The sequence below is a fragment of the Streptomyces sp. NPDC008092 genome, assembly GCF_042957285.1.
GTDB lineage: Bacteria > Actinomycetota > Actinomycetes > Streptomycetales > Streptomycetaceae > Streptomyces.
Window position 1 is genome coordinate 334,935 of the sequence record NZ_JBIBHY010000009.1, and the last position, 20,713, is coordinate 355,647.

The window sequence follows — 20,713 nt, forward strand, 5'->3', positions numbered from 1 at the left end:
GCTCCACACACGTCGATCCGGATCAGGATTCGTCATTACCGAGGGCGCTGGCCCAGCGGACGAGATCGTCCACGTCCATGTTCTGGATGTGGTCGATCCGGTCGGCCGTCGTCTGCTGCCGCCCCGCTTCCGCCAGCCGCAGGATCACGTCGAGCACGCCGGCCGCGCGCAGTTGCGCCACGGAGACGGACGCGACGGCCTCGCGGATCTCGTCGTCGTCCGCGTCCCCGCCCGGCGCCGTGGAAGATGCCGGAGACACGGGAGAGGCGGGAGATGCGGGAGATGCGGCCGGGGCCAGTCCCAGCTTGTCGTAGAGGTATCCGGCGAGTCCCGATGCGGTCGGGTAGTCGAACACCAGGGTCGGCGTGAGCCGGGTGCCCACGGCGGCGGAGAGCCGGTTGCGCAGTTCGACGGCCATCAGCGAGTCGAAGCCGAGGCTCATGAACGTCACGTCCGGGTCGACGGCGGCGGGCCCGTCGTAGGCGATGACCGCGGCCACGGTCGAGCGCACCAGATCCAGCAGGCTGTCTCGCTGCGCCTCCTCCGGCAGCCCCTCCAGCCGCTGCCGGAACGTCGTCCCGTCCGCCGGTCCCGCGGCCACGGCCGGGGTCCGCCGCACGGCGGGCCGCACCAGGTGCCGCAGCAGCGGCGGGATCTCCCCGCCGCGGGGTGACAGGTCCAGGTGGATCGGCACCAGCACGGCGTCGTCCATGGCGGACGCGGCGTCGAACAGCGCCAACCCGTCTGCCGAGCCGATGGGCCGTACACCGCCACTGGTCAGCCTGGCCACCTCGCGGTCGCCGAGCCCGCCGGTCATGGCGCTGCGCTGCTCCCAGAAGCCCCAGCCCAGCGACTGGGCCGGCAGGCCCGCGGCGCGCCGCCGCTCGGCCAGCGCGTCGAGGAAGGCGTTGGCGGCGGCGTAGTTGGCCTGGCCGGCCGCGCCGAAGGTCGCCGACGCCGAGGAGAACAGCACGAACGCGGTGAGCCGCTGGTCACGGGTCAACTCGTCGAGCAGCAGCGCCGCGTCGGCCTTGGGCCGCAGGACGCGGTCGACCTGCTCCGGCGTCAGCGACGTGACCGGGGCGTCGTCGAGCACCCCGGCCGCGTGTACGACCCCGGTCAGCGGCCGGTCGGCCGGGATGCCGGCGACGACGCCGGCCATCGCGGTCCGGTCGGCTGCGTCACAGCTGACGGCCACCACCCGGGCGCCCGCGGCCGTGAGTGCCTCGACCAGTTCCGGGTCCGGCCCGGAGCGTCCGACCAGTACGAGGTCGCGTACTCCGTGCCGGTCCACCAGGTGTCGCGCGGTCAGCCCGCCGAGGACGCCGCCGGCTCCGGTGATGAGCACCGTGCCGTTCGGGTCCCACTTCGGCTCCTCGCCGCTCGGCGCGGCCCGCACCAGCCGGGCGGCGAGTACGGCACCGTCCCGGACCGCGAGCTGCGGTTCACCGCAGGCCACGGCGGCCGGCACGCACCGGGTGACGTCGTCGGCCGGACCGAGGTCCAGCAGGACGAACTGGTCGGGGTGTTCGCTCTGCGCCGTCCTGACCAGGCCCCACACCGCCGCGTGGACCGCGTCCCGGGTGTCGGGCCCGGCGGCGCCGCGGGTGACGAACACCAGACGCCGGTCGTCGTCGTGCTCCTCGGCCAGCCACTCCTGGACCCGGGCGAGCGCCCGATGCGCGACGGCGTGCACGTCGTCGCCGGATCCGGTGAAGTCCGCCACCTCGTACGGCGTCACGGCGGTGCCGTCGGCCGTCACCGGATGCCAGTCGACCCGGTACAGCGACCGCACCCGGGCGGCCTCCAGCTGCCCCGCCACCAGCGGGCGCATCACCAGCGACTCGACGGCCGCGACCGGGGATCCGGCGGCATCGGCGACGGTGATCGCGACCTCGTTGGTGCCCGTCGTCATCAGCCGCACCCGCAGGGTCGTCGCGCCCGACGCGTACAGGCTCGTCCCGCCCCAGCTGAACGGCAGCCGGACGCCACCGGTCTCGCCCGCGGACGGTCCGGCCTCGACGGCCGCCAGCCACAGGGCGTGCAGCGCCGCGTCCAGCAGCGCCGGGTGCAGGCCGAACGACCGCGCGCGATCACGCTGTGCCTCGGGCAGGGCGACCTCGGCGTAGACGTCGTCACCGCGGTGCCAGGCCGCCCGGAGTCCTTGAAAGCCGGGACCGTACTGGTATCCCTGCTCGGCGAAGCGGGAGTACAGGTCGGTGGTGTCCAGGGGTTCGGCGCCGGCCGGGGGCCACTGTCCGCCCAGGGCGTCGGCCGTTGCGGCACCGGTGGCCAGCGCGCCGGTCGCGTGCCGGGTCCACTCCTGGTCGGCGGGTGCGTCCTCCTCCCGCGCGTACAGGTTGAGCGGGCGCCGCCCCGACGCGTCGGGCGCGCCCACCGACAGCTGGACCGCGAGTCCGCCGCGGTCGGGCAGCACCAGCGGCGCCTCCAGGGTCAGTTCCTCGACCGTGTCGCAGCCGAGCTGCCCGCCCGCGTGCTGCGCCAGCTCCAGGAACGCCGTACCCGGCAACAGCACCGACCCGTTCACCGCGTGGTCCGCCAGCCACGGATGCGACCGCAGCGACAACCGCCCCGTGAACAGATACCCCTCCGCGTCCGCCAGCGGCAACGCCGCACCGAGCAGCGGATGCTCCGCGCTGCGCAGACCCGCGGCACTCACGTCCCCACGCGCCGCCGACGCCTCCAGCCAGTACCGCTGCCGCTGGAAGGCGTACGTCGGTACATCCGCGTGTGCGGGCGTCCCGCCGAACGACGGCGTGAAGTCCACCCCGACGCCCCGGACGAACAACTCCGCCGCCGACAGCAGGAACCGGCGCAGCCCGCCCTCGTCCCGCCGCAGTGTCCCCGACACCACCGCCCGGTCACCGACCGCCTCGTCGACACCCATCGTCAGGACCGGATGCGCACTCACCTCGACGAACGTGGTGTGACCGGACTCCGCCAAGTCCCGCACGGCCGCCTCGAACTCGACGGTCTGCCGCAGGTTCCGGTACCAGTACTCGGCGTCCAGACCGGTGCCGTCCGCCCACTCCACGTCCACGGTGGAGAAGAACGGGACCGCGGCCTCGCGCGGCGACACACCCTCCAGTACGTGCAGGATCTCCTCACGGATCTCCTCCACGTGCGCCGAGTGCGAGGCGTAGTCCACCGGAACGCGCTTCGCCCGCTCCACCGACGCCAGCACCGCATCCAGACCGGCCGGGTCACCGGAGACCACGACCGATGAAGGGCCGTTCACCGCAGCGATGGACACCCCGTCCGGCAGCAGCCCACGGACCTCATCGACCGGCAGCGGCACCGACACCATCCCGCCCCGGCCCGCCAACGCCGTGATCGCCCTCGACCGCAGCACGACCACCCGGGCACCGTCCTCCAACGACAACGCACCCGCCACCACAGCAGCCGCGATCTCACCCTGCGAATGCCCCACCACCGCAGCCGGCTCGACACCGAACGACCGCCACAACGCCGCCAACGACACCATCACCGCCCACAACACCGGCTGCACACGGTCCACCCGGTCGAAATCACCGGAACGCACGATGTCCGTCAACTGCCAGTCGACGAACGGGGTCAACGCCCGCTCACACTCCGCGAACCGCTCCGCGAACACCGGCGACGACTCAAGGAGTTCCACCGCCATCCCCGCCCACTGCGACCCCTGACCCGGAAAGACGAACACCGTCTTCCCCACGGGCGAGGCGACACCGGACACCACACCCGCCAACGGCCCACCGTCCACAACCGCTTGCAGACCAGCTTCGAACTCCGCCGCCGAACCACCCACCACCACCGCACGATGCTCGAACACCGACCGTCCCACCAAAGCCGCACCCACCGCAGCCCGGTCCACACCCGCCAACCCCACCAGCCGACCCGCCTGCGCACGCACCGCACCCGCCGAACGACCCGACACCACCCACGGCACCACCCCCGACGACACCACAGGCGAAGCCGCCGGCTCCCCCACCGGAGCCTGCTCCAGGATCAGGTGGGCGTTCGTACCGCTCAGACCGAACGACGACACACCCGCCCGCCGCGCACCATCCCAGGGCCGTTCCTCGGTCAGCAGACGTACCTGACCCGCGGTCCAGTCGACGTGCGGCGACGGCGCGTCCACGTGCAGGGTCCTGGGCAGCACACCGTGCCGCATCGCGAGCACCATCTTGATCACACCGGCCACACCGGAGGCGAGCTGTGTGTGGCCGATGTTGGACTTCACGGAGCCGAGCCAGAGCGGTTCCTCGCGGTTCTGGCCGTAGGTGGCCAGCAGGGCCTGCGCCTCGATCGGGTCGCCGAGTGTCGTGCCCGTTCCGTGTGCCTCGACGGCGTACACGTCGGACGGCTCAAGGCGGGCATTGGCCAGGGCCTGCCGGATCACCCGTTGCTGGGCGAGGCCGTTCGGTGCGGACAGGCCGTTGGAGGCACCGTCCTGGTTGGTGGCGCTGCCGCGGATCACGGCGAGCACGGGGTGCCCGTTGCGCCGGGCGTCCGACAGCCGCTCCAGCACCACCACGCCGGCGCCCTCGGACATGCCCATGCCGTCGGCGGCGGCGGCGAACGCCTTGCAGCGGCCGTCGGCGGCCAGGCCGCGCTGCCGGCTGAAGCCGATGAAGCCCTCCGGGTTGGCCATCACGGTGACACCGCCGGCGAGGGCGAGCGAGCACTCGCCCGAGCGCAGCGCCTGGCCCGCCAGATGCATCGCCACCAGCGACGACGAGCACGCCGTGTCGACGCTGACCGCGGGCCCTTCGAGACCGAGGGTGTACGCGATCCGGCCGGACGTGACACTGGCGGAGCCGCCCGTGACCATCTGGCCCTGGAGGCCTTCGGGCACCTCGGCGTTGGCGCCGTAGCCCTGGTAACCGGTGCCGACGAAGACGCCGGCCCGCTCGCCCCGCTGGCTCTCGGGGTCGATACCGGCTCGCTCCAGCGCCTCCCACGCGGTCTCCAGGAGCAGCCGTTGCTGCGGGTCCATGGTGAGTGCCTCGCGCGGGCTGATGCCGAAGAACACGGGGTCGAAGTCGCCCGCCGCGTCCAGGAAGCCGCCGTGCCGGGTGTACGACGTGCCGGGCCGGTCGGGGTTCGGGTCGTAGAGGCCGTCCAGGTCCCAGCCGCGGTCGGCCGGGAAGTCCGCGATGACGTCGCCGCCCGCGCGGAGCAGTTCCCACAGCTCCTCCGGGCTGTTGACGCCGCCCGGGAACCGGCAGGCCATCCCGACCAGTGCGATCGGCTCGTCCTCGGCCGCGACCACGACCGTGGCCGCCGGGGCCGCGGTGTCCTGTGTCGGCTCCGAACGCAGCTCCGAACGCAGCTCCGTACGCAGGTGGCGGGCGACGGCGTGCACGGTGGGGTGGTCGAAGACGACCGTGGTGGGCAGCCGGAGGCCGGTCGCCCCGTTGAGCCGGTTGCGCAGTTCCACCGCGGTGAGCGAGTCGAACCCGATGTCGCGGAAGGCGCGCCTGGGGTCGACGGCGTCGGCTCCGGAGTGGCCGAGGACCGAGGCGACCTGTTCGCGGACGAGCGTGACGAGTTCGGCCTCGGACAGCTGGGCCGCCACCGGCGCGGCGGCGGGGGTCTCCTCCCGGGCCAGGGCCGCCACCTCCGGTATCTCGTCCAGCAGGGGGCGGGGGCGGGCGGAGGTGAAGACCGGAGCGAAGCGCGACCAGTCCACTTCGGCGACGGCGAGGCACGTCTCGTCGTCGTCCATGGCCCGTTGGAGGGCCGCGACGGCCTGCTGCGGGTCGATGAACGGCAGGCCCTGGCGGCGCACCCGGTCCATGTCCAGCCCGCCGGGCAGGGCGGCGGACGCCGCCAGGTTCGGGGTGTTCCAGATGCCCCAGGCGATGGACGTGGCCGGGACGCCGCGGCCGCGCAGGTGCTCGGCGTAGGCGTCGAGGAAGGCGTTGGCCGCCGCATAGGCGCCGTGGTCGCCGCTGCCCCAGACGCCGGCGATCGAGGAGAAGAGGACGAACGCGTCCAGGTCGGGCAGCAGCTCGGCCAGGTGGACCGCGCCCACGACCTTGGCGTGCACGACGTCCTCGAACTCGGTCAGCGAGGTGTCGGCCAGTGACGCGATCTGGATGAGGGCCGCGGCGTGGACGACGGCGCGGGCGGGGGTGCCGTCCGCGTCCAGCCGCGCCACCAGTTCCGCCACTGCCGTGCGGTCGGTGACGTCGCAGCCGGTGTACTCCAGCCGGGTCCCCGACTCGGCGAGTTCCGCGGTGAGTTCGGCGGCGCCGGGCACGTCCGCGCCCCGGCGACCGGCCAGGACCAGGTGCTCGGCTCCCGCGGCGGCCAGCCAGCGGGCGATGTACGGGCCGACCGCGCCCGTGGCGCCGGTGACCAGGACGGTTCCCCGCGGCCGCCAGGCCCGCCGGGCCGGCCGGCCGTCGGGCAGCGCCCGGGTGAGGCGGCGTACCCGGGCGGTGTCGCCGCGGACCGCCCACTGGTCCTCGTCGCCGCCGCCGGCGAGCACGTCGCAGAGCACGGCGGCGGACGCCTCGTCGTGGTCGGCGGGCAGGTCGACCAGGCCGCCCCAGAATTCCGGGTGTTCCAGGCCGATGACCCGGCCGAGGCCCCACACCGCCGCCTGCGCGGGGTGCCGGAGCTCCTCGTCGCCGACCGCGGAGGTGGCGCCCTGGGTCAGGCACCACAGCGGTGCGGTCCAGTGCGTGTCGTGGAGCGCCTGGGTGAGCACGGTGGTGAGCGCCAGTCCGGCGGTCAGGCCCGGGTGTGCCGGGTCGGGCCGTTCGGCCAGGGCCAGGAGTGAGAGCACGCCCTGCGGCTGCGGCCGGACGGCGAGGGCCGCGGCCAGTTCCTCCCGGCCGGTGCCGGCGGGGACGACGTACTCCTCGACCCGGGCGCCGCGTTCGGTGAGCGCGCGGAGTGCACCGGCCGCCCAGGCGTCCTCGCGGTGTCCCTCGGGGACGACGGCCAGCCAGGTTTCCGGCAGCGGCCGGGCCGGGGGCGTGGCCGGGCGCCAGGTGACGCGGTAGCGCCAGGAGTCCGTGGAGACCTCCGGGGACGGCGGTGCCAGCCAGTACCGCTCGCGCTGGAACGGGTAGGTGGGCAGGGCCGTCCGCCGGCCGCCGGGGTAGAGCGCGGCCACGTCCACGTCCACGCCGTGCGCCCATGCGGTACCGAGCGAGGTCATGAAGCGGCGCAGGCCGCCGTCGTCGCGGCGCAGGGTGCCCACCGCGAGGACCGGGGCGTCGCCGTCGGTGTCCTCGGCGGTCTCCTCGATGGGCATGGTGAGGACGGGGTGCGCGCTGACCTCGACGAAGGCGCGGAAGCCGGTGGCGGTCAACGTGCGCACGGCGGCTTCGAGTTCCACGGTCTGCCGGAGGTTGCGGTACCAGTAGTCGGCGTCCAGTTCGGTGCCGGTCACCCACCCGGTGTCCACCGTGGAGAAGAAGGGGACCGACGCCTCTCGCGGCGAGACGCCTTCGAGCACGTGCAGGATCTCCTCGCGGATCTCCGCCACGTGCGCCGAGTGCGACGCGTAGTCCACGGGCACGCGCTTCGCCCGCTCCACCGACGCCAGCACCGTGTCAAGACCGGCCGGGTCACCGGAGACCACGACCGATGACGGACCGTTGACCGCTGCGACGGACACGCCTTCCGGCAGCGACTCACGGACCTGGTCCACTGGCAGCGGCACCGAGACCATGCCACCCCGGCCCGCCAGCGCCGTGATCGCCTTCGACCGCAACGCCACCACCCGCGCGCCGTCCTCCAACGACAACGCACCCGCCACCACCGCCGCAGCGATCTCACCCTGCGAGTGGCCCACCACCGCGGCCGGCTCGACACCGTACGACCGCCACAACGCCGCAAGGGACACCATCACCGCCCACAGCGCCGGCTGCACACGGTCGACCCGGTCGAAGTCACCCGAACGCACGACGTCCGTCAACCGCCAGTCGGTGAAAGGCGCCAACGCCCGCTCGCACTCGGCGAACCGCTCCGCGAACACCGGCGAGGACTCCAGGAGTTCCACCGCCATACCCGCCCACTGCGACCCCTGGCCTGGGAAGACGAACACCGTCCCGCCCAGTGGGCCGGCGGCGACCGGGCGGTCGAGGGCGGCCAGGCCGGCCGTCCAGTCGGCGGCGTCGCGGCCGACGACGACCGAGCGGTACTCGAACGCGGTGCGGGTGGCCAGGGTGTGGCCGACGTCCACCGGGTTCTCGCCGGCCAGCGGACGCAGTCGCTCGGCCAGGGCCGGCACGGCTTCCGGGGTCCGGCCCGAGAGCAGCCACGGCACGATGGCGGCGGGCGGGGCGGCGGGCGGGACGGCCGGGGGCACCGACTCGATGATGGCGTGCGCGTTGGTGCCGCTGATGCCGAAGGACGACACACCGGCCCGGCGCGGGCCGTTCCGGTCGGGCCACGCGCGGGCCTCGGTGAGCAGTTCCACCCTGCCCGTGGACCAGTCGATGTGCGGCGAGGGTTCGTCGGCGTGCAGCGTCCTCGGCAGTGTGCCCTGCTGCATGGCCAGGACCATCTTCATGATGCCGGCGACGCCGGCGGCGGCCTGGGTGTGGCCGATGTTCGACTTGACCGAGCCCAGCCACAGCGGCCGGTCCGCGTCCCGGTCCTGCCCGTAGGTGGCGAGCAGTGCCTGCGCCTCGATCGGGTCGCCGAGCGAGGTGCCCGTGCCGTGCGCCTCCACCGCGTCCACGTCGGACGGCCGGAGGCCGGCGTTGGCCAGCGCCTGCCGGATCACCCGTTGCTGGGAGGGGCCGTTGGGGGCGGTGAGTCCGTTGGAGGCGCCGTCCTGGTTGACCGCGCTGCCCCGGACGGTCGCCAGTACCGGGTGGCCGTTGCGCCGGGCGTCCGACAGCCGCTCCAGCAGCAGGACGCCGATGCCCTCCGCCATGCCGAAGCCGTCGGCGTCCGCTCCGAAGGACTTGCACCGGCCGTCCGCGGCCAGGCCGCGCTGCCTGCTGAACTCCACGAACCCGCCCGGCGTGGCCATCACCATCACACCGCCGGCGAGCGCGAGCGTGCACTCGCCGGAGCGCAGCGCCTGGCTCGCCAGATGGACGGCGACCAGGGAGGAGGAGCAGGCCGTGTCGACGGTGACCGCGGGCCCCTCCAGGCCGAAGGTGTAGGAGAGCCGGCCGGAGACGACGCTCGCCGAGTTGCCGGTGGCGATGTAGCCCTCGCCGACGTCCGGTGCCCCGGCCAGCAGCGTGATGTAGTCCTGGCTGTTGGTGCCCATGAAGACACCGCCGGGCGTGCCCTTGAGCGAGGCGGGGTCGATGCCGGCCCGCTCGAACGTCTCCCAGCTGGTCTCCAGGAGCAGCCGCTGCTGCGGGTCCATCGCCAGCGCCTCGCGCGGCGAGATGCCGAAGAAGCCCGCGTCGAACTCGCCCGCGGCGTCGAGGAAGCCGCCCTCGCGCACGTACGAGGTGCCCGGGCGGTCGGGGTCGGCGTCGTAGAGGCGGCTGACGTTCCAGCCGCGGTCGGTGGGCAGCCCGGTGATCGCGTCGCCGCCCGCGGCCAGCAGCTCCCACAGCGCTTCGGGGGTGCTGATGCCGCCGGGGAAGCGGCAGCCCATGGCGACGATGGCGATCGGCTCGTCGGAGGCCGCCGCGATCGGGGCGACCGCGGCGGCTGGGGCGGCCACGGCGCCGCGGGTGCCCGCAAGTTCGGCGAGGAGGTGGGCGGCCAGGGCCGAGGGGGTCGGGTAGTCGAAGACCAGGGTGGCCGGGAGTTTCAGGCCGGTGGCCTTCGTGAGCCGGTTGCGCAGTTCCACCGCGGTGAGCGAGTCGAAGCCGAGCTCGCGGAAGGCCTTGCCGGACTCGACCAGGTCCGGGGAGGCATGGCCGAGGACGACGGCCGCGGCACCGCGCACCAGGTCGAGGACGTGCCGCTGCCGTTCCGGCTCCGGCATGGCCGTGAGCCGGTCGCCGAGGGACGCCCCGGCGCCCGCTGCGCCGGCCGCGCGCCGCGCGGGTGCGCGCACCAGTCCGCGCAGCACGGCGGGGAGGGTCTCCTGCCTGCGCAGCGCGTCGTGGTCGACGCGGACCATGACCGGCGCGGCGAGGTCCGTCGTCAGGGCGGCGTCGAACAGGGCGAGGCCCTGCTCCGAGGAGAGCGGTGTCATGCCGGAGCGGGCCATCCGGGCGAGGTCGCCGTCGGCCAGCCGTGCGGTCAGGCCGCTGCGCTCGGTCCACATGCCCCACGCCATGGACTGTGCGGGCAGTCCCGCCGCCCGCCGGTGCTGGGCGAGCCCGTCCAGGAAGGCGTTGGCGGCCGCGTAGTTGCCCTGGCCGGGGGCGCCGAAGCTGCCCGCCGCCGACGAGAACAGCACGAAGGCGGCCAGGTCCTGGTCCTGCGTCAGTTCGTGCAGGTGCAGGGCGGCGTCGGCCTTGGCGCGGAGGACCCGGTCGAGGCGTTCGGGCGTGAGGTCGGCGAGGACGCCGTCGTCGAGGACGCCCGCGGTGTGCACGACGGCGGTCAGCGGTCGGTCCAGTGTGTTCAGTACCCGGGCCAGCGCGTCCCGGTCGGAGACGTCGCAGGCGACGGAGCGGACGTCGGCGCCGGTGATGTCCGGGGCGGCGCCGCTGCGGCTGAGCATGACGAGGTGGCGGATGCCGTGCTGCGCCACGAGGTGTTCGGCGACGAGCCGGGCCAGCACGCCGCTGCCGCCGGTGATCAGGACGGCGCGGTCGGGGTCGAGGCGGCGCGGCGGGGTGAGGACGAGCTTGCCGACGTGCTTGGCCTGGCTGAGGAAGCGCATCGCCTCGGGGGCGCGGCGCAGGTCCCAGGAACGGGTCGGCAGGGGCGTGAGCACACCCTGCTCGAAGAGGGCGAGTACCTCGGTCAGTATCTCGTGGATCCGGTCGGGGCCGGCGTCCATCAGCTCGAAGTCCCGGTAGCGCACGCCCTCGTGGGCGGCCGCCACCTGCTCGGGGTCGCGGAGGTCGGTCTTGCCCATCTCGATGAAGCGTCCGCCGCGGGGCAGCAGGCGCAGCGAGGCGTCGATCAGCTCACCGGTGAGGGAGTTGAGGACGACGTCCACGCCCCGGCCGTCGGTGGCCGCGCGGAAGACGTCCTCGAACCCGGCCGTCCGGGAGGAGGCCAGGTGGTCGGCGGCGAGTCCGGTCGCCTCCCACTTGCCGGTACTGGCCGTGCCGTAGACCTCGGCGCCGAGGTGGCGGGCTAGCTGGACGGCGGCCATGCCGACGCCGCCCGCGGCGGCGTGCACGAGGACGGTCTCGCCGGCGCTCAGACCGGCCAGGTCGACCAGTCCGCGGTAGGCGGTGAGGAAGACCACGGGCACGGCCGCGGCCTGCTCGAAGGTCCAGCCGTCGGGCATCCTGGCCAGCAGCCGCCGGTCGGCGACCGCGACCGGCCCGTAGCAGCCGGCGAACACGCCGCAGACCCGGTCCCCGACCGCGAGGCCGGTGACGCCCGGCCCGGTCGCGGTGACGACACCGGCGCCCTCGATGCCCATCGGGCCCGGCTCGCCCGGGAGCAGGCCGAGGGCGTTGAGCGCGTCGCGGAAGTTCATGCCGGCGGCGCGGATCTCGACGCGCACCTCGTTGTCGGCGAGCGGCGCGGTCAGCTCGGGTGCGGGCAGCAGCGCCAGGTTCGCCAGGGTGCCGCGTTCCGTGGTGCCGAGCAGCCACGCGGGCGTGCCGTCGGCGGGCGGCAGCAGGGTGTCGCCGGTGCCGAAGCGGGCCAGCCGTGGCCGGTGGGCGATCCCGTCGCGGAGTGCCAGTTGCGGTTCGCCGGTCGCCGCGGCGGCGGCCAGGAGGGGGGTGGACGTCTCGTCGGAGTCGACGAGTACGAACCGGTCGGGGTGCTCCGCCTGTGCGGAGCGGACCAGGCCCCACACCGCGGCGTGCGCGGGATCCACGTCCGCGCCCGGCTCGGTGGCCACGGCCGCCCTGGTCCGGACGACCAGGGTGCCGTCCTCGGCGAGGGCGTCCTGCAGCCGGGCGAGCACCTGCGCGGTCACCTCGCGCGCCGATCCCGCGCCGACGACGAACACCTCGGGCTCCGGGTGGGTGCCGTCGGTGTCCAGTGCCAGCACCGGCCACTGGAAGTGGTACGGGAGTTCGCGGGAGGTCTGGAACAGGGCGGGGTTGAGCGGGCGGACCACCAGGGAGCCGACGGTCACGACGGGCTCGCCGGACTCGTCGGCCGCCGCGACGGCGATCGACTCCGGCCCGTCCGGGCGGATCCGGACCCGGAGCGCGTTGGCGCCGGTCGCCGCCAGGGAGACCCCGCGCCAGGCGAACGGCAGCCGGGCCTCCTCGCCCGGGAAGAACGCGCCCAGTCCCGCGGCCTGGAGCGCCGCGTCCAGCAGCGCGGGGTGCAGACCGTAGGCGTCGGCGTCGTCGGCCTGCCCGTCGGGGAGGGCGACCTCGGCGAACAGGGTGTCGCCCTGCCGCCAGGCGGCCCGCAGCCCCTGGAACGCGGGCCCGTAGACGAAGCCGTTGGCCGCCATCCGGTCGTGGTAGCCGTCGAGGTCCATCGCCTCGGCTCCGGCCGGGGGCCAGGTGTGGGCGGTGAAGCCGGTGCCGGCGGCCGCCTCGGCGAGCGTGCCGCTCGCGTAGCGGGTCCACTCCTGGTCGGCGGGTGCGTCCTCGGCCTTGCCGTGGACCGTCAGCCGCCGGCTGGCGTCCGCGTCGGGCGCGCCGACCACGACCTGGATCGCGAGTCCGCCGCGGTCGGGCAGCACCAGCGGCGCCTCCAGGGTCAGTTCCTCGACCGTGTCGCAGCCGAGCTGCCCGCCCGCGTGCTGCGCCAGCTCCAGGAACGCCGTACCCGGCAACAGCACCGACCCGTTCACCGCATGGTCCGCCAGCCACGGATGCGACCGCAGCGACAACCGCCCCGTGAACAGATACCCCTCCGCGTCCGCCAGCGGCAACGCCGCACCGAGCAGCGGATGCTCCGCGCTGCGCAGACCCGCGGCACTCACGTCGCCGCTCGCGGCGGAGGCCTCCAGCCAGTACCGCTGCCGCTGGAAGGCGTACGTCGGCAGGTCCGGGTAGGCGGGCGTGCCGCCGAAGAACGGTGTGAAGTCGACCGCGGCACCCCGGACGAACAACTCCGCCGCCGACAGCAGGAACCGGCGCAGCCCGCCCTCGTCCCGCCGCAGCGTCCCCGACACCACCGCCTCGCCGCGGACGGTCTCGTCGATGCCGACGGTGAGGACGGGGTGCGGGCTGATCTCGACGAAGGTGCCGTGTCCGGTGTCCGCCAGGCCCCGCACGGCGGCTTCCAGCTCCACGGTCTGCCGCAGATTGCGGTACCAGTACCCGGCGTCGAGCGCCGCGGTGTCCAGCAGGCCACCGGTCACCGTCGAGTGGAACGGGACCTCACCGCTGCGCGGCGTCACCCCGGCGAGGGTGTTCAGCAGTTCCTCGCGGATCTCCTCCACCTGCGCCGAGTGCGACGCGTAGTCCACCGGGACGCGCCGGGCGCGTTCCACGGACGCCAGAACCTGCTCCAGACCCGCCGGGTCGCCGGAGACCACCACCGAGGAGGGGCCGTTGACCGCGGCCACGGACACACCCTCGGGCAGCAGGTGGCGGACCTCGTCCACCGGGAGCGGCACCGAGACCATGCCGCCACGCCCCGCGAGCGCCGTGATCGCCTTCGACCGCAGGGCGACGACGAGGGCGCCGTCCTCCAGCGACAGCGCGCCGGCGACCACGGCGGCGGCGATCTCGCCCTGCGAGTGGCCCACGACCGCGTCCGGACGGACCCCGGCCGACTCCCACAGCGCGGCCAGCGACACCATCACGGCCCAGAGGACCGGCTGCACGACGTCGACCCGGCCGAACTCGCCGGAGCGCACGGCCTCCGTCAGCGACCAGTCCACGAACGGCGCCAACGCCCGTTCGCAGTCCCCGAACCGGGCCGCGAACACGGGTGAGGTCTCCAGCAGCTCCACCGCCATTCCCGCCCACTGCGACCCCTGCCCGGGAAAGACGAACACCGTCTTCCCCGGCGCCGAGGACACACCGGACACGACACCGGCCGGCGACTCGTCGTCCGCGACGGCCTTCAGGCCCGCCCCGAACTCCGCCGCCGAAGCGCCGACGACCACCGCGCGATGCTCGAACACCGACCGGCCCGCCAGAGCCGCTCCCACCGCCGCGTGGTCCTCGTCCACCAGCACGCCGAGCCGGGCCGCCTGCGCGCGCACCGCGTCCGCCGAACGGCCCGACACGGCCCAGGGCACCACCCCGGAGGACACCGCGGGCGCAGCCACCGGCTCCTCCACCGGAGCCTGCTCCAGGATCAGGTGGGCGTTCGTACCGCTCAGGCCGAACGACGACACGCCCGCCCGCCGCGGACGGTCCCCGTCCTGCCAGTCCCGGGACTCGGTCAGCAGCTCCACCTGGCCCGCGGTCCAGTCGACGTGGGTCGACGGCGCGTCCACGTGCAGGGTCCGGGGCAGCACACCGTGCCGCATCGCCTGCACCATCTTGATCACACCGGCCACACCGGCGGCCGCCTGGGTGTGGCCGATGTTGGACTTCAACGACCCCAGCCACAAAGGTCGTTCCCGGTCCTGTCCATACGTGGCCAGCAGGGCCTGCGCCTCGATCGGGTCACCCAACGACGTACCCGTACCGTGCGCCTCCACCGCGTCCACCTCGGACGGCCTCACACCGGCATTCGCCAACGCCTGCCGGATCACCCGCTGCTGCGACGGACCATTCGGCGCCGACAGACCATTCGACGCACCGTCCTGATTCACCGCACTGCCACGGATCACCGCCAGCACCGGATGACCATGGCGCCGCGCGTCCGAGAGCCGCTCCAGCAGCACCACACCCACCCCCTCACCGAAACCGGCGCCGTCGGCGCCCTCGGCGAACGCCTTGCAGCGGCCGTCGGCGGCCAGGCCGCGCTGCCTGCTGAACTCGGTGAACAGGGCAGGGGTGGACATGACGGTGACGCCGCCGGCGAGGGCGAGCGAGCACTCGCCCGAGCGCAGCGCCTGGCTCGCCAGGTGCATCGCCACCAGGGAGGAGGAGCAGGCGGTGTCGACGGTGACGGCCGGGCCCTCCAGGCCGAAGGTGTAGGCGATCCGGCCGGACAGCACGCTGGGCGAGGTGCCGGTGCCGAGGAAGCCCTCGATCTCCTCGGGCACCTCGGTGAGACGGGCCGCGTAGTCCTGGTACATGACACCGGCGAACACACCGGTGGCGCTGCCCTTGAGGTCCTGCGGGCGGATGCCGGCGCGTTCGAACGCTTCCCAGCTGGTCTCCAGGAGCAGCCGCTGCTGCGGGTCCATCGCCAGCGCCTCGCGCGGGCTGATGCCGAAGAAACCGGGGTCGAAGTCGGCCGCCTCGGCGAGGAAACCGCCCTCGCGGGCGTACGAGCTGCCGCGGCGGACGCCCTCCGGGTCGTACAGGCCCTCCAGGTCCCAGCCGCGGTCGCCGGGAAAGGCGGCGACGGCGTCGCCTCCGGAGGCGACCAGGTTCCACAGGTCCTCGGGGGTGCGGACGTCTCCGGGGAAGCGGCAGCCCATGGCGACGATCGCGATCGGCTCGTCCACCGCGACGGCCTGCACGGTCGCGGCGGCCGCGTCCTGTCCCTCGCCCAGTTCGGTGAGGAGGTGCTCGGCGAGCACCAGCGGGGTCGGGTAGTCGAAGACCAGGGTGGCCGGGAGCTTCAGGCCGGTGACGGCGCCCAGCCGGTTGCGCAGCTGGACCGAGGCGAGCGAGTCGAAGCCGAGGTCGCGGAAGGCCCGGCTGCCGTCGATGACGTCGGCGGAGGCGTGGCCGAGAACCGTGGCGACGCGGGCGCGGACCAGGTCGACGACGGCGCCGAGGCGGTCCGCGGCGGGCAGGGCGGCGAGCTGTGCGGCCAGCGAGGTGGTGTCGGCGGCGGTCTCCTGCCCCGCTACGGCCCGGCGGGCCGGGGTGCGGACCAGCCCGCGCAGCAGCGGCGGGACCGGGTCGGCGGAGGCGCGCAGCACCGGCAGGTCCAGGCGCATCAGGACGAGCAGCGGGTCCGGGGCGGACAGCGCCCGGTCGAAGAGCTGGAGTCCCTGTTCGACGGTGAGCGGCGGCATGCCGGAGCGTGCGATGCGCCGCAGGTCGGCCTCGTCGAGGTGGCCGGTCATCGCGCTGGCCTGCTCCCACAGGGACCAGGCGAGGGACTGGGCGGGCAGCCCCGCGGCGCGGCGGTGCTGGGCGAGCGCGTCGAGGTGGGCGTTGGCGGCGGCGTAGTTGGCCTGGCCGGGGCCGCCGAAGACGCCGGAGGCGGAGGAGAACAGGACGAACGCGGACAGGTCGAGGTCGCGGGTCAGCTCGTGCAGGTTGAGGGCGGCGTCCACCTTGGGCCGCAGGACGGTGTCGATGCGCTCGGGGGTCTGGGCGGTGACGACGCCGTCGTCGAGCGCGCCGGCGGCGTGGATCACGGCGCGGAGCGGTCGGCGCAGTCCCCCGATCACCTCGGCCAGGGCGGCGCGGTCGGCGGCGTCGCAGGCGACCACGTCGACCTCGGCACCGAGTCCGGTGAGTTCCGCGTGCAGCTCCGGAGCGTGTCCGGTGCGGCTGAGCAGCACGAGGTGGCGTACGCCGTGCCGGGTGACGAGGTGCCGGGCCAGGTGGGAGCCGAGCAGGCCGGTGCCACCGGTGATCAGCACGGTGCCGTCGAGCGCGGCCGGCCGGCCGTCGGACCGGGCACGCTCCAGACGGGGGGCGAGGAGGCGGGCGCCGCGCACCGCGAGCTGGTCCTCGCCGGTGACGAGCGGCACCTCGGCACCGTCCGAGTCGGCGCCGGTGTCGGTGTCGGTGTCCACGAGCAGGAAGCGGCCCGGGTGCTCGGACTGGGCGGACCTGACGAGGCCCCAGACGGCGGCTCCGGCCAGGTCGGTGACGTCCTCCGCGGGCGTGGCGGACACCGCGCCGGTGGTGACGAACGCCAGCTGTCCGGGCTCGTCGTCGGCGAGCCACCGCTGCACCCGGGCGAGGGCGTGGTGCAGCACGGCCCGGACGTCTGCGCCGGGCTCGATGCGCAGCGTCTCGGCCGGTGCCGCGGTGCCGGGCGTGGCCGGCACCGGGGTCCAGGCCGGGCGGAAGACGGCGTCGGCGCCCGGCGCGGCCATGGTGTCGGCGGCGGGCGGGCGCAGCGCGAGGGACTCCACCGAGGCCACCGGCCGGCCGGCGGGGTCGGCGACGTGCACGGAGACGGCGTCAGGACCGGCGGGGGCGATGCGGACGCGGAGCGCGGTGGCGCCCTGGGCGTGCAGGACCACGCCGTTCCAGGAGAACGGGAGCCGGGCCTCGGCGGCGTCGGCGAGTCCGGTGACGTGCAGCGCCGCGTCGAGCAGCGCGGGGTGCAGGCCGAAGAGCCGGGCCGGGCCGTGCTGGTCGTCGGGGAGGGCGACCTCGGCGAAGAGTTCGTCGCCGCGCCGCCACGCCGTGCGCAGGCCCTGGAACGCCGGTCCGTAGCCGAAGCCGGCCGCGGCGTAGCGGTCGTACATGTCGGCGCTGTCGAGCGGGGTGGCGTCCCGCGGCGGCCAGACGGTGAGGTCGGTGGCGGGCCCGGTGGGCTCGGCGGGTGCGGTGGACAGGGTGCCGACGGCGTGCCGGGTCCACTCGTCCGTGCCGTCGGGGGCCGCGTGCAGGGTGACCGTGCGGCGGCCCGCCTCGTCGGGGGCGCCGACCGCGAGCTGGATGGCGGCGGCGCCGCTCTCCGGCAGCACGAGCGGTGTCTCCAGGAGGAGTTCCTCGACCCGGTCGCAGCCCACGTGGTCGCCGGCGCGGGCGGCGAGTTCCAGGAACGCCGTGCCGGGCAGCAGGATCGCGCCGCGCACCGTGTGGTCGGCGAGCCAGGGGTGGGTGCGGACGGAGAGGCGTCCGGTGAGCAGGGCGCCCTCGGTGTCCGCCAGCGCGACGACCGCGCCGAGCAGCGGGTGGTCGGCGGAGCCGAGGCCGGCCACGGCCACGTCGCCCCGCTGGGCGGAGTGGTCCTCCAGCCAGTACGCCTCGCGCTGGAAGGGGTACGTGGGCAGGTCGATGCGGGAGCCGCCGGGGAGCAGCGCGGTGAGGTCGACGGGCACGCCGGCCACGTGGAGTTCGGCGAGGGAGAGCAGGAACCGGTCCCAGCCACCCGCGTTCCGCCGCAGCGTGCCCACCACGGTCCCGCCGACCGCCGTCTCCTCGATGGCCGAGGTCAGCACCGGATGCGGACTGACCTCGACGAACACGTCGTGCCCCGCCGCGCCGAGCGCGCGCACGGTGGTCTCCAGCTCCACGGTCTGCCGCAGGTTGCGGTACCAGTACTCGGCGTCGAGTGCCGCGGTGTCCAGCAGTCCGCCCGTGACCGTCGAGTAGAAGGGGATCTCGGCGCTGCGCGGGGTCAGGCCCGCGAGCGTGGTCAGCAGCTCCTCGCGGATCTCCTCCACGTGGGCGGAGTGGGAGGCGTAGTCGACGGGGACCCGGCGGACGCGCACGTCGTCCCAGGTGTCGAGGGCGTCGAGGGCGGCGGTGTCGCCGGCGACCACGACGGACGACGGGCCGTTGACGGCGGCGACGGACAGGCCGGGGCCGATGCGGCGCCGGGCCTCCTCGGCCGGGAGGGCGACCGAGGTCATGCCGCCGCGCCCGGCGAGGGCGTTGAGGGCCTTGCTGCGCAGGGCGACGACGCGCGCGCCGTCCTCCAGTGAGAGCGCGCCGGCCACCACGGCCGCGGCGATCTCGCCCTGCGAGTGGCCGACGACGGCGTCCGGCCGGACGCCCGCGGCCTGCCACAGGGCGGCGAGGGAGACCATCACGGCGAACAGCACCGGCTGGACGACGTCCACCCGGTCGAAGTCGCCGGAGCGCAGCACGTCTTCGAGGGACCAGTCGACGTACGGGGCGAGCGCCTCGGCGCACCGGGCGATCCGCTCGGCGAAGACGGGTGAGGTGTCGAGGAGGTCGACCGCCATGCCGGTCCACTGTGCGCCCTGGCCGGGGAAGACGAAGACCAGGTCGCGGGTGGGGCGGACGGTGCCGCGCACCAGGGCGGGGTGTTCCTCGTCGTTCGCCAGGGCGGCCAGGGCGGCCTCGGTGTCGGCGTCGGGGCCCCCGAGGAGGACGGCGCGGTGTTCCAGGGCGGCCCGGGTGGTGGCCAGGGAGTGGCCGACGTCGAGCGGTTCGGGGCCGGTGAGGGAGCGCAGTTGGGCCGCCCGGGCGCGCAGTGCCTGCGGGCTGCGCGCGGAGAGCGTCCAGGGCACGACGGCCGGGGCGGTCACCGCGGCGGGAGGGCCGGCGGGCGCCTCGGCGGCGGGGCCGGGCTCGGTCTCCGCCGGCTGCTCGGGCTCCGGTGCCTGTTCCAGTACGACGTGGCTGTTGGTGCCGCTGACGCCGAAGGAGGAGACGGCGGCGCGGCGGACCCGGTCCACCGCGGGCCACGGCCGGAGTTCGGTGGCCAGCCGGACCGTGCCCGACTCCCAGTCGACCTGGGGCGTGGGCCGGTCCGCGTGCAGGGTGGGCGGCACCTGGCCGTGCCGCATGGCCTGCACCATCTTGATGATGCCGCCGACTCCGGCGGCGGCCTGGGTGTGGCCGATGTTCGACTTCAGGGAGCCCAGCAGCAGCGGCTGTTCGGGGCTGTGGGCGCGGCCGTAGGTGGCGAGCAGCGCCTGCGCCTCGATCGGGTCGCCGAGCGGTGTGCCGGTTCCGTGCGCCTCGACGACGTCGACGTCGGCCGCGGTCAGCCTGGCGTTGGCCAGCGCCTTGCGGATGACCCGTTGCTGGGCGGGGCCGTTGGGCGCGGTGAGCCGGGAGCTGGCGCCGTCCTGGTTGACGGCGGTGCCGCGAACCAGGGCGAGCACCGGGTGGCCGTTGCGGCGGGCGTCGGAGAGCCGCTCCAGCAGGAGCATGCCGACGCCCTCGCCCCAGCCGGTGCCGTCGGCTTCGGCGGCGAACGACTTGCAGCGGCCGTCCGCGGCCAGGCCGCGCTGCCTGCTCATCTCGGTGAACGCGACGGGGGTCGACATCACCATGGCGCCGCCGGCCACGGCGAGCGTGCACTCCTCGGCGCGCAGCGCCTGGGCCGCCAGGTGCAGGGCGACCAGCGACGACGAGCAGGCGGTGTCCACACTGACCGCGGGACCCTCGAAGCCGAAGACGTAGGCGATGCGGCCGGAGGCGACGCTGTCGGAGTTGCCGCCCGCGAGGAATCCCTCGACCTCCTCGGGCACCCGGCGCAGCCGGGAGCCGTAGTCCTGGTACTGCACGCCGGCGAAGACGCCGACCTGGGCACCGCGCTGGGCCTGCGGGTCGATGCCGGCCCGTTCGAACGCCTCCCAGGTGGTCTCCAGGAGCAGTCGCTGCTGCGGGTCCATCGCGAGCGCCTCGTGCGGCGAGATGCCGAAGAACTGCGGCTCGAAGCCGGCGATCCCGTCCAGGAAGCCGCCCTCGCGGGCGTAGCTGCTGTCCGGGCGGGTGCCGGCCGGGTCGTACAGCCGCTCCAGGTCCCAGCCGCGGTCGGCCGGGAACGGGGTGACGGCGTCGGTGCCGGCGGCGACCATGCGCCACAGGTCCTCGGGGCTGTGCACGCCGCCCGGGTAGCGGCAGGCCATGCCGACGATGGCGATGGGCTCGGTGTCCCTGGCCTCCAGCCTGGTCAGCTGCTGGCGCGTGCGGTGCAGATCGGTCGTGACCCGCTTGAGGTAGGTACGGAGCTTGTCGTCGTTCACTGCTGTCCCTCT

The 20,713-nt window shown here is 74.7% G+C and carries 1 protein-coding gene; it reads right to left on the reverse strand.

The features are described from left to right. Window positions 1-22 precede the first annotated feature (22 nt). Window positions 23-20,701, reverse strand: a complete 20,679-nt coding sequence (locus ACFZB3_RS29535; protein WP_391380477.1) for an SDR family NAD(P)-dependent oxidoreductase — start codon at window positions 20,699-20,701, stop codon at window positions 23-25. Window positions 20,702-20,713 lie beyond the last annotated feature (12 nt).